At 40.4% G+C, this 15,170-nt stretch carries 12 protein-coding genes and 3 pseudogenes; 4 read left to right on the plus strand and 11 right to left on the minus strand.

Going from position 1 to position 15,170, the window contains the following annotated elements:
- Positions 1-7: 7 nt before the first annotated feature.
- A pseudogene (locus tag ACMAZD_RS14645) lies at positions 8-163 on the plus strand (transposase domain-containing protein); the annotation flags it as partial.
- Positions 164-266: 103 nt separating this feature from the next.
- Here the strand turns inward: ACMAZD_RS14645 and ACMAZD_RS14650 are convergent.
- From ACMAZD_RS14650 to ACMAZD_RS14665, 4 genes are all read right to left on the minus strand, one after another.
- A complete protein-coding gene (locus tag ACMAZD_RS14650; protein WP_435247753.1) occupies positions 267-1,265 on the minus strand; it encodes an outer membrane beta-barrel protein in 999 nt (332 codons plus the stop codon).
- A 122-nt stretch (positions 1,266-1,387) separates the two neighbouring features.
- Entirely contained in the window at positions 1,388-1,981 is a 594-nt protein-coding gene (locus ACMAZD_RS14655) for a transposase (protein WP_435247754.1), read from the minus strand.
- A 79-nt stretch (positions 1,982-2,060) separates the two neighbouring features.
- Positions 2,061-2,489, minus strand: a complete 429-nt coding sequence (locus ACMAZD_RS14660) for a hypothetical protein (RefSeq protein ID WP_435247755.1) — start codon at positions 2,487-2,489, stop codon at positions 2,061-2,063.
- 205 nt (positions 2,490-2,694) lie between these two features.
- On the minus strand, positions 2,695-5,916 hold the full coding sequence (locus ACMAZD_RS14665; RefSeq protein WP_435247756.1) for an Ig-like domain-containing protein: 3,222 nt from the start codon (positions 5,914-5,916) through the stop codon (positions 2,695-2,697).
- Positions 5,917-6,341: 425 nt separating this feature from the next.
- On the opposite strand from ACMAZD_RS14665, the gene ACMAZD_RS14670 reads away from it, so the two are divergent.
- Both ACMAZD_RS14670 and ACMAZD_RS14675 read left to right on the plus strand, forming a co-directional pair.
- Positions 6,342-6,662: a transposase gene (locus ACMAZD_RS14670; RefSeq protein ID WP_435247757.1), complete on the plus strand. Its 321-nt coding sequence runs from the start codon at positions 6,342-6,344 to the stop codon at positions 6,660-6,662.
- A 72-nt stretch (positions 6,663-6,734) separates the two neighbouring features.
- Entirely contained in the window at positions 6,735-7,928 is a 1,194-nt protein-coding gene (locus ACMAZD_RS14675) for an IS91 family transposase (protein ID WP_435247758.1), read from the plus strand.
- Positions 7,929-8,093: 165 nt separating this feature from the next.
- Here ACMAZD_RS14675 and ACMAZD_RS14680 read toward each other — a convergent pair.
- Positions 8,094-8,351, minus strand: a pseudogene (locus ACMAZD_RS14680) (type I restriction-modification system subunit M N-terminal domain-containing protein); the annotation flags it as partial.
- Between the two features lie 110 nt (positions 8,352-8,461).
- On the opposite strand from ACMAZD_RS14680, the pseudogene ACMAZD_RS14685 reads away from it, so the two are divergent.
- Positions 8,462-9,058, plus strand: a pseudogene (locus tag ACMAZD_RS14685) (tyrosine-type recombinase/integrase).
- Between the two features lie 9 nt (positions 9,059-9,067).
- Here ACMAZD_RS14685 and ACMAZD_RS14690 read toward each other — a convergent pair.
- The 6 genes from ACMAZD_RS14690 to ACMAZD_RS14715 form a co-directional block, all read right to left on the minus strand.
- Positions 9,068-9,493, minus strand: coding sequence for a DUF2971 domain-containing protein (locus ACMAZD_RS14690; protein ID WP_435247759.1), 426 nt, complete (start codon positions 9,491-9,493; stop codon positions 9,068-9,070).
- Complete coding sequence (locus tag ACMAZD_RS14695) at positions 9,450-9,803, minus strand: hypothetical protein (protein WP_435247760.1); 354 nt, start codon at positions 9,801-9,803, stop codon at positions 9,450-9,452. The genes ACMAZD_RS14690 and ACMAZD_RS14695 overlap by 44 nt, the downstream gene beginning before the upstream one ends.
- 260 nt (positions 9,804-10,063) lie before the next feature.
- On the minus strand, positions 10,064-11,821 hold the full coding sequence (locus ACMAZD_RS14700; protein ID WP_435247761.1) for a hypothetical protein: 1,758 nt from the start codon (positions 11,819-11,821) through the stop codon (positions 10,064-10,066).
- Between the two features lie 290 nt (positions 11,822-12,111).
- The gene (locus tag ACMAZD_RS14705) at positions 12,112-13,509 is read right to left on the minus strand and encodes a tyrosine-type recombinase/integrase (RefSeq protein ID WP_435247762.1); all 1,398 of its coding nucleotides are present in this window, start codon (positions 13,507-13,509) and stop codon (positions 12,112-12,114) included.
- Entirely contained in the window at positions 13,490-14,041 is a 552-nt protein-coding gene (locus tag ACMAZD_RS14710; RefSeq protein ID WP_435247763.1) for a hypothetical protein, read from the minus strand. Before ACMAZD_RS14710 ends, ACMAZD_RS14705 begins: the two co-directional genes overlap by 20 nt.
- On the minus strand, positions 14,025-15,110 hold the full coding sequence (locus tag ACMAZD_RS14715) for a hypothetical protein (protein WP_435247764.1): 1,086 nt from the start codon (positions 15,108-15,110) through the stop codon (positions 14,025-14,027). The genes ACMAZD_RS14710 and ACMAZD_RS14715 overlap by 17 nt, the downstream gene beginning before the upstream one ends.
- Positions 15,111-15,170: the final 60 nt, after the last annotated feature.

A 15,170-nucleotide genomic window follows, 5' to 3' on the forward strand; every position in this document is an offset into this window, starting at 1 on the left:
ATGAGGTGCGGAATGTCGGTTGTACAGTCTTATCGAAACCGCGAAGGCTAACGACTGTGAGCCGTATGAGTACCTCGAATACGTGTTACGAGAAATCCCGAAACTGAAGAGTGAGGATGACCATGGTCATCTTCTACCTTGGAACATGCCAAAGACGGAATAGTCCGCCCCTACAGAATACCGCTCAGAATGACAGATACCGCCTTAGTTGGCGGTATCTGCGTAGATATTAGAAAGTCAATGAGTCGGTTCGTAGACGCTTACACTTATCCTTGAAACTGAAAGCTAGGAATGGTGATTTCTACTCGGCGATTTTTAGCTCGTCCTTCTGCAGTATTGTTTCCTGAAACAGGTTGAGATTCACCCTCACCTCTCCACTCAAGTTGCGTCGGTGTGGCACCCAATTCAATCAGTTTATTGACGACCGCTTGAGCACGATGCTCAGAAAGGTTTTGATTGTAGAGTGCAGAGCCTTTTGAGTCAGTGTGTCCAACAACCACAGCATGACCTTGTGGGTAAGAATTTAATACTGAAGAGACTTCAGTTAATTGGTCAATAAACTCTTGGCTAAATTTGACTGAATCAAAACCAAACAATCCATCTGTAGTTTTTGGTGAAAAGACCTGTATTTGAGGAGGTGCTTTTACAGTGGCTGTCTCTTTAACGGGAGTATCTTCAATAATAGACGTTGGCGCTGTTTCGACTAACGTTAGTTGAGTTGTACTGCCAAACGTATAGGTAAGACTGACTAACAATCCATTGCTATCATACCTTCCCGTGTTTGACTTACCAATACTGTCAATGTATTGATAGCCCGCTGATAATCGGACGTTAGGGTTAAAGTGATAGTTAATACCCACCTCACCGAGAGGAGAAAAACCTGTCGCATGGCTCTTACTTGAAGACAGTTGCGTTTTTCCCATGTCCCAATAAGTAGCACCAAGTCGACCGTATAAACTTAGGTCATCTTGTAGGGACCAATCGTAACGAAGAGCACTTTCAATCAGCCAAGTTTTAACATTAACCGATGTGGCGTCCGCCTTTATTTCATCGTGATATTGATAGCCTAAATCCCAACTCCAAGAGGGAGTGAATTGTAAGCCGCCATAGAGACCTAAAATTGTGCCCTCTGGATTTGAATGATTGTAATTGTCGTCTAGGGCCCATTGATACCCACCCTTTACGCCAACAAAAATCTGAGGGGATTCCGTCGCAGCCAGTACTGGAATACTGAACAAGCTAGTAAGTAATAGTATTTTTTTCATAATTTTCATATAGATAGATAGATAGATAGATAGATAGATAGATAGATACATAGATAGATACATAGATAGATAGTATCATTTTCAAGCAAATATTAGGTTCTACGTGTCTTTGCGTGGAATGCTTAAAAACCAATCACCCCAGGAGCAAAGCGAGTCATACCAGTGGTATCCACGAGTAACCGTTGAAATAGCTTAGTCGGCTCTGATAATCCATAGCATCGTCGTTTCAATACTTTTACTCGATTATTGAATCCTTCGACAAATCCGCTGCTATGTCGCGCGATAAAATAATTAGTAATTTGCTCCTGATAATTCACCAAAGTTCGAATAAACCGGTTAAAACAAGTAAGCTTAGAAGTTGTCACGCTATTCACCCACTCGGTCATCTTTTCCTTAGCTGTCTCAGGGGAAATGTGGCTGTCGAATATCCCACTGAGTTGGCGGCTAAACTCATATCCTTGCTTCAATTTCGGTGAGACTAAAAACAGGGGTTCAACAACCGTCTTCTCTTCATTAGTAAAATAATCTTTTTGTTTCCTCAGCAGGGATATAGCTGGTTTTAACTCTGCATACTCTTCCGCCGTAATTTCTTTTCTTAATCGTTTCACCTCGAACTTCCGTAAACTAACGAGACCCTTTCGATACAACTTACGAACATGAAAACGGTCAGCGACAATGGGAATAATCTTATTGAATACAGCGTTACAAGCATTCATATAACCATCGTATCGAGCCCTAAAACACCCAGTGTTTTAATTGTCGAAAAATCGATATCGGTTTCAATATAGCGATCAATTAAGGCATCAACTGTATGATAATCCACATCAGCTTTCGACTGACATCTGAGACGGTCGAATTGACCATCTCAAACAGCAAGTGATGCTCTAATGGTTTAGTTAATTTGCCTTTAGTATCATACCAATCCAGTTTTTCAGTGGTGGTAGGGCCCCCATCACAATGTTCACATCGACCTCTGCGAGGAATAATTTTAATGATTGTATCTCTGCCAAACATGGGCAAATGTCGCAATCGTAATTTACGGCCCAAACCATGTGATTTAGTCGGCTTACCGCATTGACGACAGAGGAGGTGTTTTCGTGTACTTTCAACTGCAATAGTAATCTCACGAATTGATAAATTAGTGTGGACGTCGATCACTTTCACATCTGGTAACCCTAATAGTTCCGCTGTAATATTGAGTGAACCTGAAGGAATACCGAACATAGAAAATACCTTTTTGTATCATGATTGAAAGTGACAAAAGTTTACTAAAATTAATTATTCCACGCAAAGAAGCGTAGAGCCAATCTTTAACGATCAAGAGTATAGTATATTCTTTTTTTAAATTTTTTTGATTTTCAATACTTAAAATTATATTAAAGTGCCAGATATTAATCTGACACTTTATAGTTATGAAATCTATGCTTTATTACTCTGAAATACAGGAAGCAAAATATGCCACGGATTTTCCATCAGCGTAGGCAAATCCACTGTTAAGATCTATTCTTGAATAAAAATCGGTATTAGTTCCGGATGTTGAAGTCCACCATCCATACCCGCCACGTGTCGGCCAATTACGAGATTCTAAGTCACCAAATTTATCATACAATTGAGTAAGTTCATCTAATGATGGAAGTCTCCAATTATTTCTACCACCTACAAAATAAGTATTATAACTATTACAAATATTATTTGCTTTATCCCAATCGAAAGTATAGTAATCATCTCCACGCACATTGAGAGTACTACTAAAAGTAGGAGAGGGGCTTATACTATTTAAGTATGCTACTGATGGTGTACCAGTAATTAATACATGTTCACCCATATTGACAAAATCAAGACATTCATTACCGAAATCATTACAAGTATTAAAAGTAGCTGAATCTGAAGCAGTATCTGACGTTACAGTTATATTTGCTTGTCCGACACTGATGTTAGTGACTAACCCTGTATCGCTTACAGTCATAATACTTTCGTTATCACTTTCGAACTTTGACAGTTTAGTTATATCTATTCCATCTTGGTTTAAAACTATTAGTTGAAGAGTTCCTAACCATGGGAGTACTTCAGATTTGTTTGAAATTGATAAAGATATAACATCTGATACAACATCTACGCTAATTGTGTCCTGAAATTTGTCATCTATCGATGCGGTGATATCAAGCTTACCCGCTTTATATGTAGTTAGATTACCATAAGGATCAATGGTAGCAATTGATTTATCAGATGTTAATAAATCAGTAAAGGTTGTAATTTCAGCAGTATGATCGTCTTCCCAAGTTCCTATTACCACTACCTGTTCTATAGTTCCAGCTTGTAATGTAGTATTTCCAGATTTAAATTTAACATCAATTGATTTAAGCGATGCTGGCTTAACTTCAACAATAACTTCATCACTTAAATATCTAATATTATCGGTAGCTTTAATAGTTGTATAACCGACTGATTTTGGCGTAAAAATACCAGCATTATCAACGATACCAATGTTTGGATCTGTACTGATAAATGATACCTTATCAGTATCCATTTTATTTCCATCACTGAATTCAGCTTCCACAGTGAATTGAATCGGCACTCCGACTCTAGTTTGAACGTTACCTTCTTTAATCTTAATGGCCGTTATTTCTGAAGGAGTAACTTCTAAAGTATAGTTTGAACTTGGTGTTACTCCTGATAAATCACCGGTAATTGAAATTTCAACAGTACCTGCCTGCTTTGTAGTTAATACCCCAGTGTTAGCATCTATAGTTGCGATATTAGTATCACCACTAACCCAAGAAAAACTTGGACTCGAATATATTTTTGACTCTACACCTGTTGAGCTTGTCGCCATTAAGTAAAATTTAGCATCAATTCCGACAGGCAAAGTACTTGATTGATCACTTACGATATCAAGTGTTACGATGTCTGATGAAGATAAACCAATAACACTTAAATAAACACTATCGGTATAGCCATTATAGTTAGCTCTAATTATTGTTTGGCCTGGCGAATTACCCTTCACAATACCAGATGAAGTGATTTCTGCTATAGAAGGATCATCAGAAGTCCAAGATATTTCTTCTGAACGAGTTACGTCTACGGTTTTAGAATTAGATAGCGTGACTTCACCTAGTAACTGTAACGACTGAGTTTCAGATAATACATGATTACGAGGTGTAATTATCAATTCATTAATAACAGCATTATTTACGTTTACTGCGATTGTGTCATCGAATACTTCGCCATTGAAAGTACCTGTAATTGTAATATTTGTCGTACCAAGAGATTCAGCAGTAACAAGACCCGCTTTATCTACACTTGCAATAAGAGGATCATTTGAGAGCCAATTAATAGATGAATACGAAGAAACATCTAGAGATTCACCTGATTCGAATATTAAGAACGCTTGTAGCTTTTCAGTAAGACCATTAGATAAACTAATATCTCTAGGGGAGATAGAAATATATTCAATAGGTGATGATACAATAGTTATAATCTCTTTCGCAGTCTGTTCATTATATGTAGCAGTAATTTCTAAAGTTCCAGTTTCTCCATAGATCGTCAGTAAACCGGAATCATCAATAGATGCTAAACTTGTATCATCAATGCTCCAATTGGTATCATTAGAAACATCATAGTTGCTGCCATCATCATATATGGCTGTTGCTGTAATTTTATAATTGGAAAAAATTGGAAGTACAGGATCAACAAATATACCAAAGCTATTAATGTTTGAAACATTATTATCCACGACTACATATGCATCATCGCTGAATGATGTATCTATTGAAGAGTAACTAGCACTAATTTTTGCTTGACCTGACTGAGTTATACCTGCGGTAAGAAGACCGTTGATATCAATAGTGGCTATGCTCGGATTATCTATATTCCAAGTTACAAGCTTTGTTATATCAGAAGTATTATTATCAGAATATATAGCCATCGCGGTGTATTGCTTTGTTTCTCCACCATTCATAAACGAATTCTGTGGAGTTATGGCAATTCGAGTAACAACAGCGTTTGTAACTGTCAATGTGTCAGTAGCAGAAAAATCTATCCCATTAGCTTTACCAGAAAGACTGATTTCTGCTGTTCCAGCTGAAATAGTAGTAAATTCTCCCGTTATTTCGTCTATTGATACAACATATGGATCACTACTTTTCCAAATAGAGTTATTCTGTTGGGTAATATCCAGAGTTGAGTTATCAGAGAAAGTTGCTGTAGCATTATAGGAACCGACCTCTCCAATACTAAATGAGCTTTTTCCCGAATTGATAACAATTGATTGAATGATCGAGTCTTCGGCTGTTAACGCTGTAAATGCAGAATAATTAACACCTAAATATTCGATCTGAGATTCTAAATCAACTCTACCGGGACTTAAAGCTACAGCTCTATTTCCATCTATAATCTCGATCACTGATTCTTTAGATGATTTGAATGAAACTTCATTTGTAACATCTTTACTTAAACCTGTTTCATTTGATATCAACTCAGCTGTTAATGGAATTTCGAAATCGATAGGTATTTTTTGCTCTTTAACAACCAGCCGATAATCACTGTTAATAGACCCAGAACCAGAGTCTGAATCTAGCCCGTAATCGGAATTACAACCATTTAAAATAAAGATAACGAGCAGTAAAAATGTAGATATAACTTTATTCTTCATATTTTATAACTTATATTAATACATTAACTTAAAGTTAATGATTTTGATGATAAAAAAAGTCCCGAATTCAAGTACGAAGTATGACACTTCCTCATTTAAGTACCCATGCACATTTCTTTGAATATTGTGACTAACGGTTTAAAGCCTAAACACTTCTTTGGCCTGTAATTTATTCTCTCCATGCAAGATATATCACGTTCAATACAGCTTAATCAGCGCGATAACCACCCTCACCAAAAGCAAAATCAGTGCCAACTTTTAAAATCCCCAACATTACTTAACTTTGCACTCAAAACCTCTTTTATACAAGAGTTAAAATGACCTCTTTTCGTGTCAATATGACTGCATTGGGTCCTATTGACACGCTCATAAATTCGTCAATTTTGATTTGAGCGTGCCTTACTTTATCATTGCCATCTATCTTCGTGTCCAGTTCAAAAATCATGCCTTACAAATACAACGAATCCAGACGTCATCACTTCAAAAAGCACACCTATCGGCAAACCAATTATGCTGAATACAACCAAAGTCTTCGTGATCGTGGGCGCATTGATATCTGGTTATCTGACGATATCATAGAGAACTGGCAAACTGAGCAACGCTCTTACGATGGCACAGGGTCATCACCAAAATACCCAGACAGCACACTCATGGCGTGCCATTATTTGAGACTCGTATTCAAACAACCTCTCCGCCAGACTCAAGGCTTTATCGATAGTCTCCGAACCGGCGACGGGGTCGCCTGAGCGGCCTAAGGCCGAAAACAAAGAGACTCAACCGACTAGGGTGCTTTACATAGATCGTTTGTCCTATAGGTCATGCATCCGAATAAGCCCATCAAACAACTCTTCAATGCCAACGATACTTGGCTGAACTACCTCAATAAGTACCGAGAAACCCTCCGAACCGTCGTCATTGAAAACGTCACCAAGATGCTCGCTTGCAGTACCGCTGCTTTTGGCTCTAAAGAGTATCGATGCACTCATGCTGACTGCACCCATCACAAATACATTCACCAGACGTGTAAATCTCGCTTTTGCAGCAGTTGTGGCATAAAAGCCACAGAGCGGTGGATACGAAAGCAACAACATGTCTTTCCTGAGTGTGAGTATCAACACGTTACGTTGACGCTACCACACACGTTGTGGCCCATCTTTCGGGATAATCGTTTTCTTCTCAATCATCTCTTTAGCTGCGCAGCCAAAATCTTCTTAGGATGGGCAAAGCAACTCGATATCGATATTGGCGTGTTCTGTGCACTTCATACCTACGGCAGAAAGCTGAATTGGAATGTGCACATCCATTTGTCTGTCACCCGTGGGGGTTTATGTAAGAAAACTGGTCTATGGAAGCCGATTTTCTTTAAAGCTAAGACCACTGAGAAGTGTTGGCGAGGTGCCATCACTCAACTTCTCAGTTCCCATTACGCAGAGTTAGACTTAAGTGGAGAAAACTGCCCTTTTATTCGCAATGAGCAAGATTGGTCCCGATTTTTAACCAGCCAATATTGCCGTCGATGGAAGCTGCACTTTGCAAAGAAAACAGCCAACGTGACGCCAACCATGACTTACCTGGGTCGATACCTAAAACGGCCACCGATATCGGCGTCGCGTTTACGACATAACTTCCAGGGAGGCTTGGTGACGTTTGATTACCTCAACCATAGGAATGGTCGAACGGAATCCCTCATTTTGAGTCCAGAAGCTCTGATAGAGCGCATGATTGAGCATATTCCAGATAAGCACTTCAAAATGATTCGATACTTCGGTTTTCTATCAAACCGACGTCGTGGTGAGATGCTCCCTAAGGTCTACGGTGCCTTGGGTGTCGCACCTAAAGACGCACCTGAAATGCCCGGTTACGCAGCTATGCTGAAAGGGTATGTGAAGGTTGATCCGTTTGAGTGCATTCTTTGTGGGCACCGTTTAACGTTTCTTCGCTTTAGGGCTGGGGAGCCGCTGTCAGAGCTGGTCCACCATGCTCTGGTTCAAGCCCAAATCAGGTCAATTTAGGCGTTTCAAAGGATGGGTGTATCTGAAATAGCGAAAACAGCATGAAAGTGTTCAACAAACATCCGTGTTTAGATTGTAGAGCAGAAGTTAGATCAATCAGCGACTCATTCTGACGTGAGTTATGCCGCGATCATCAAGGTAAGGAATCATTCAGATTCCTTACCTTTCAATAGCAACCTCTGCCGCTAGCTCTTCTTCCGAGAAGTCAGCAGGATCTAAGTAGTATTCGTGCTCAGGGTTAGCGATGTCAGCTTTGATCTCATCCTGACGCAGCTTAAACGCATCAGAGACGTACTTAACGAAGATTAGACCTAATACTGCATGTTTGTACTGCGCGGCGTCTAGCGTTGAGCGTAGCTTGTCTGCTGCGTTCCAAAGCTTGCCTTCAAGCTCTTTCAAATACTGTTGTTCTGTTTGATTCATTGGAAGTTTTCTTGTTATAGAAATATTCCGTCAATCATACCACTGGATGCAGCATTGTCTTTGATTTCTGCCTTACTTAAAGAGCATTTTTATGAAGTAAGGAGCACATTATGGAAGCTTGGAATAAAGGAAAGCGTATAGGTCAGAAGAAAGCCTTCAAACTAGAAGACATTTGGCGCATCCGTATTCGGCTTGAATTGGAAGAGCGCTTGTTTGAGTTGGCATTGTTTAATCTTGCCATCGACTGCAAGCTGAGATCCTGTGATTTACGTAACTTGAAAGTCCAAGATGTCAGTCGCAGTGGTTGTGTGATGTAGAGAACAATCGTCAAACAACAGAAGACCCAGCAGGAAGTACACTTCGAGATCACACCCAAGACTCAACAAACATTATCGCAGTGGATCATTCAAAATTCATTGTCACCAACAGACTACCTGTTTCCAAGTCCACGCCGTGAAGGACAACCCATCTCGTACCATTACTACACCACCATGGTTAACCGATGGGTTACTGATATCGGGCTCGATAAAACGCAATACGGCACGCATTCACTGCGAAGAACCAAGGCTTCTTTGATCTACGCCAAAACCAAGAACTTACGTGCTATCCAGTTGCTTCTTGGTCATGCTATGTTAGAAAGTACGATTGAATACCTTGGTGTCGAGATTGAAGATGCGCTAAGGATTTCAGAGAGTTGTGAGACCTGAGGCACCTCCTCAACACTGCTTAAAGTAGATACCAAATTTGTCACTATACTGGTGTCCCATAAAATATTGTATTGTAGGGTCAGCGATAACGTTCTTAACTAAAGTGATATCCGACTCATCAACCTTGCATCCAAAGTATACCGCTTTCAAAGGCGCGGGCCATGGGTGCAACTTATTCCCATCCTCAACAATATGCCGCCACTCTTGCTCATGCTCCCAATGCTTTGATTTTGAATAAAGTATACGTCGTTTACTTGTGAGGGCATCGGTTTTATCAATTAAGGACTTTGTATTTAAAGTCGGGTGATTATCGATGTAGTTAACTGGATTGCAGCTTTTTGAATCACCTAACGCTGAGTCCGGATGACGCTGAAACTCTAAACACATACCTTTATGGTCTGCCGCATAATGAGACCACATTAAAAGATTTTTCATTACTATCAGCTAATGACAGTATTCCAAGCTCTTCAACTCCCTTACGAAACTCATCTAAGTGTCCATCAAGTGATACTTTTTTCATAACGATCGCACTACTCATATCCTCGTCAAAAAAATGCTGGAGCTTTTGAGAATCGGTTTCCTGTGCATATGCGAATTTTTCACCCTTTACAGAAAATCGAGTATCGAACGGATCATTAAAACCTGCCGGCTTTGAGTACCACATTTTCTGTTGGGAAAGCGCACTTAATTGATTCTTACCGATGGGACAGTATTTAAACAAGGATGTAACGTCTGGATGTTTCACTAATTCTTCATCTTAGTCGAACAGAGTAAATTGAAATGATGCTACGTGATTGCTCTGATGAACAGAGCTACGAGTGAGAAATGTGATTAATGACTGAGTCGCTTTTGTCCCGTAGCGAAAGACCGCGGACGAACCAACACTATCTCAACGAAAAAAGAAAACCACTGCTAGTTCTTCAACATCAGGTGTGAATGAAATTGAGTAATTCACCTCTAAAATGATCGCTTACAGGGCAAAAAACTTTGCCCTTACATTGAAAACTATGAATGTATGGGCATAGCATAGGCAAGTTCATGAACTAATTGTCTAAACAACGATTCTTTGCCCTCTGGGATAATTAACTGGTCTTTTCCTACGCGTTGGCACAATTTCTGTAATTTTGTTGCTGACGCTGTGTTCTTTGCTATCGACTCGGTATCGCATTTCAAAAGTAAAAAACGCCCCTCTAATCGTACTTCATTCTTATTGCTCTCCAACGTTTTGAAGAGGTGCTCAATTTGAGTCGGGAAATATGGTTGTTCATCTCTTTCAGATAGGAAAGATTGTATTTCTTCTAAGTCACCACCATTTTCGAGGTGTGAGAGTATCCTGCTTGTGCATAGCTGCCAGACTTGGTCGGTAACTTCATCCGCATAATTAGTAAGAAATACTCGCTCACTTGTAGTGGGTGGCTGCATAAACTGAACACGATTCTTCGGCAATAATGCGATCGATGTTTTCGTTGATTCGGATACATCGATGTAGGTATCAACCACTCCAAGCACATAGGCTCCGAGCTTTGTAAGCCTGATATATTTTAAACCATCATAAATGGACAAATAATCTAGGTCATATTGCCCCCAACGGTCATAGTAATTATCTTGAGCGCTCTCCGGCGTTACGTAAGCTATATCGACGATCCCTAGAGTCGCGAAATACTCCATAATTAAACAGCGAGAGTAAGCATTAGTAAGAAAGGTACCGTCATGAATGCGGCCATACGTGGAATCACCGATATACAAGCTATAGGGTTCAAACGTAATATTAAAGAATTGCCCCTCAACCGCCATTAATCTCAGATAGTCATCAAAAGAGACCCATTCTTCAGGTGGGCAAGATCGCAATGTTTCTATACAAGCATCCCTGCGGCTCAGAACATTGGTAAAATATTTCTGACCTTTTCCTTTTTGCCCTTTAATCTGATTGATACGTGAGAACTCGTCAAATTTGCTTCGATCTTTCCAGTCCAAGAAAAGCTGTTTAATGACGTCACAATGTCGTTGTTGAAGAGCGGCTTTTTTTAGGTTGATTTGCAATTCACCATTTGTCTCTTTGAACCATAGAGCAGCTCTTAGAATTTGAATCCAACCAAAAGCCTTTATACTTTTCGCTGATTCGTCATCAAGTGATGTTGCCTTTTGATACGGTTCATTGAGTTTGTTGCACAGTTGGTTGAGCAATGCTTTAGAAGGCTGCCCAGTTTTCGGACTGACTTTTAACTTCTTAACCTTAATAGTATTAAGAAGAACGTTAAGCTCCGCTTCCGTGTATTGTGGTGTTTCTGACGTTTCAATCTCGTCACCATCGACAATTGCCGTTGGCACAGAAAAATGTGGTGGCAATGGAACATGAGGTTTCAAAAAAGCTAATAGGTCATTAGGTATTCTGCGTGAAGATCCGTAACGGCGGTCAGGATAAAAGAACGGAGATAAAGCTTTGTCACCGTTATCTTTATCTCGACTTCGATACAACGACCAGTCTTCTGTACTAGGTGGTTCTTTTTGATATTTTGACCAGAATACGAAACCGTCCATATAACCTGCTTGATTGTGAACGGCCTCTTGCAAAGCAAGTTTCTGAACCTCTGAGAGGTGGTTCCAAATTGACTGTAGGTTGTCTGGGTTCATCAATGCATTAAAGAGTACACTTGCAACTTCTGCTTTGCGACTGGGGATAGCACAAGAAAAGGGTAATGACTTGATACGAAACTTCAGGTCATCAACGGTGCTGTAATCAATAAGGTTTTGAAAATTATCCATGCTGTTCCTAGCTCTCTTGATATCTTCAGGAGATTTTATACTATCCCCCTTAGCTCTTTTTCCTTATTTTCGAAAAGGCGTACTTTGCATGGCTTGAATAAATGCAAATTCAATGGAAAGTGTGATTTTGCTAAGGCGCTTTTGTCCCGAAGCGACCTTAACAAAATAAAAAATCACTTTTACTGCATGAGTCTTGTTATCATCACATGTGCAGCGATTTGCTAAACCACGCACAGAAAGATCGATTCTTACAACAAAAATCGAGACACGAAAAACAGCGTGATAGCTGGTTATTCCTCTAGAGTCTTATTTTTCAGCTCGTCAAGCTCCCTCATCAGCTTTTCAAGCTGGAAATCCTTGGCGATAAGTTCGGCTTTTAATGAACCAATCGAACCCATTTTGTCTCGCTGACACATCTCAAAGGCTAGTGTGTAATGGTACTCAGCGGTTTCGCCTCTTGAACGTGCTGAGTGCCCTAGAAACTCACCAATCAATAGCAACGATGTTGGTTTGTCGAACCCTGCATTAATGCAGACCATTCCGTACTCTGTAGCACTAAGTTTTCGTAAATCATGAGGGCTTAGATCAAAAGGTTTTAGCTTCTTATTTATTGCTTGGCGTTGCAATGGTTTACCCGTTTTGCTGGAAGGAAATAGGTACTCTTTGTCGGCTTTGGATATCTTGCCTGATCTGGTTTTAGGGATTAGATCATCAGAAACATCTTCCTCAATGTAGTCCCTAATAGCTATGTATAAATCTTTTGAAACCTCTAGTGGTCGAGAATACTTTCCTCTGCCTTTGGTCACTGATGTGTCAATTAAGACAATATTGCCAGTCTCGTCATACTGTGGCTTTTCTAGGAACGCTGACTTTTTCAATGTGATCGCTTCCGAAACACGCGGCCCTGCCTCTCTCATGAGTCTTAGTATGAGAAAGTCACGTTCGGCTACGACGTTGGAACGTTCACTGAGGTTTTCATTTTCAGAGCGCTCAAACGTTGACTTAAGGGCGAGGTCAGTTTTGTTTATGATGGCTCTCTTTTTTCTTGGTGTAGAAATTGGTTCATCCAGAAGCCAAGGGATATGATAATCAGCTCTAGTGACAGACTTTTTACTGGATTTCGGCTTTTCAACTGGTACAGGGTAAGTTGGAGTATCCTGATCATGGATTCCAATTAAATTCTGGGAGTAACCTTTTTTGTTAGTCCACCATAAAAAACGAACGAATGCCCTGATATAGCTGTTCAGTGTACTAGGGTCGTAGCCATCTTTTTCTTTCTCGACTTTCCAAGTCTTTAGTATTCTTCTGAATCTTGATCTTGAACTGTTAAGCCAGCAATCATGAAACTTGTTCGAAGCTGAAGCGATTGTGATATCACCACCACGCACAGACCACCTCGTCTCAATCCCACTCACCAGCCGAGCTAAAATGTTGTATGTTATAACAATATTAAGCGTTTCTTGATAGATAGTGCTATTAATATCCATTCTTTGCACAACAGCTCTGTGCCGAATATAGGCGTTAATTACCTGATGCGGCCTTCCATCCTGATCTAGAACGAAAGGCAACCTTGGAAGCTCGGTTCCACCTATCTGAAAATGCTCGGACAACCTAATAGTCTCCAGCCTGAAATGACGTGGATTGTGACTCAGCTTAAGTTCCTTATCACTAGAAGATGGATGTAACATTGCTACTCCTATTCGCAAGCATAGATTCTAAGCGTTCATTCTCCTCAAGCAGCTCCGAAATCCGGGTCTGCAACTCCTCTATGTGCTGTTGGTACTCATGTTCAATCTGAGTGTTTAATTCAGCAAGGTTTTGAGTGCGGATAGTAAGTCTCTCAATTTCAGCCTCTGAAGCTTTTTTTTCTTTGGCTACATTTTCCGGATTTTTGACGGCCTTACATAGATTTGTGACTTCATTCAGTTTAGAAATGAATTCATCTTCTTTTTTGTATAAGGTTGCTCTGGATACCTTTATTGCAGTGGGGTCGATAGCTTCTTTGGAGTCGGTAACTTCAGGTAACCAGTTATCTTCCAAGAACTTCGTCGGATTAAGTGGCAACCCCTCCATTGAAATAAGGTTTTCCTTACGTTCATTGATCAACCTCTTGAAGATTGCAATTCGCGCTTTTAACCTACCTAGAGATTGATTTCTGGATTCTTCTGCATGCTTACGAACGTTCTCATGACCTTTGTTAAGTTTACCTTTCGCAGCCATTACATACCTCCATTAAGATGTCTGATTGCCCGTTGTCTTCGAGTAATTTGATATGTCCCTTGCCAATTTCTGGAACCGTCAACTGCGCTGGACATCCTGCACACATATCATTAGAAGCTTTATGGATTAAAGCCTTGCCAAGGGCTTCATCGTGGCAATTACAGCTACCAGAATCTGATAACGATGGCGTAGCACCGAAACAAATACCAGTGCTAATAAAATCGATGACATAGCTATGCTCTGCAATCTTCCGAATTGCACGATCTCGTTTGTTCCTGACGTCTGCTACAGATTTTATCGATTCCGCCACCTCTGCTTTGAGTCTAGGAAGCATCTTGCCACCAACGTTCTCTCGCACAAGATAATCATATATCCTGTCATTCATTACAGAGCGACTGGCTTCAACCTGCTTCTTCTTCATTGCTCCAGCGGCTTTTAACGTTAGATAAACCTCTGTCATACCCCAATCAACATGTTTAAACTCATGCATTAGAGCGTCGGCTTTTGCATCCTCATAGTGATAAAAGTACATCACGGCGAAAAACCGCCTAAACTGGTGCTCTGATAGCTTCCAGTGCTGACCATTTTCATCTCGTTCTGCACCGATAAAATCAAAGAACCTATCAGCAACTTCATTGATTCTGTTTAGGTTTCTAGGCGCATCTCGCTGATAGGTATCTTCGAAGACAAAAAGTGAATCGGCTCCAAGCTTTTTGCGAGCAGAGGCACTAAGCTTTTCCAGAATTTTTACGGCCTTCTCTACCAAGGAAACAGTCGAAAAGTTGTATTCATCCTGTAGTGTTTTGGCAACGTAGCAGTTTATCCATAGCTTATCGGTGGCATCACTGGAAACACAGCCAGCCTTCAAAGAGTAAACCTCTGACTCACGCCTAGCTGTCAACGCAAAAATGATGACCGTGCACGAGAAGATAAGGTACTGGTAAATAGCCTTTTGCAATGACATGCCGCCGTTGTCAGGGTTTCGTACAAGCCTCCTCAGTAATGAGTCATACTGTGACTTTGATAGCTTAAATCGCTCTCGCGTAGTCACTGCCTCTTCACCAAGCAAAATAGCTTCCTTAATTAGAGAAATAACTTCTTGTGGATACCTTTGGCTTGCCAAATTCCC

Source organism: Vibrio sp. nBUS_14 (genome assembly GCF_051201655.1).
In the GTDB taxonomy this organism is placed as follows: Bacteria; Pseudomonadota; Gammaproteobacteria; order Enterobacterales; family Vibrionaceae; genus Vibrio.

Coding starts and splice junctions, on each gene's coding strand:
- ACMAZD_RS14700 (WP_435247761.1), bottom strand. CDS start 11,821: ATGGATAATTTTCAAAACCTTATTGATTACAGCACCGTTGATGACCTG.
- ACMAZD_RS14710 (WP_435247763.1), bottom strand. CDS start 14,041: ATGGCTGCGAAAGGTAAACTTAACAAAGGTCATGAGAACGTTCGTAAG.
- ACMAZD_RS14655 (WP_435247754.1), bottom strand. CDS start 1,981: ATGAATGCTTGTAACGCTGTATTCAATAAGATTATTCCCATTGTCGCT.
- ACMAZD_RS14660 (WP_435247755.1), bottom strand. CDS start 2,489: ATGTTCGGTATTCCTTCAGGTTCACTCAATATTACAGCGGAACTATTA.
- ACMAZD_RS14705 (WP_435247762.1), bottom strand. CDS start 13,509: ATGTTACATCCATCTTCTAGTGATAAGGAACTTAAGCTGAGTCACAAT.
- ACMAZD_RS14690 (WP_435247759.1), bottom strand. CDS start 9,493: ATGAAAAATCTTTTAATGTGGTCTCATTATGCGGCAGACCATAAAGGT.
- ACMAZD_RS14650 (WP_435247753.1), bottom strand. CDS start 1,265: ATGAAAAAAATACTATTACTTACTAGCTTGTTCAGTATTCCAGTACTG.
- ACMAZD_RS14675 (WP_435247758.1), top strand. CDS start 6,735: ATGCATCCGAATAAGCCCATCAAACAACTCTTCAATGCCAACGATACT.
- ACMAZD_RS14665 (WP_435247756.1), bottom strand. CDS start 5,916: ATGAAGAATAAAGTTATATCTACATTTTTACTGCTCGTTATCTTTATT.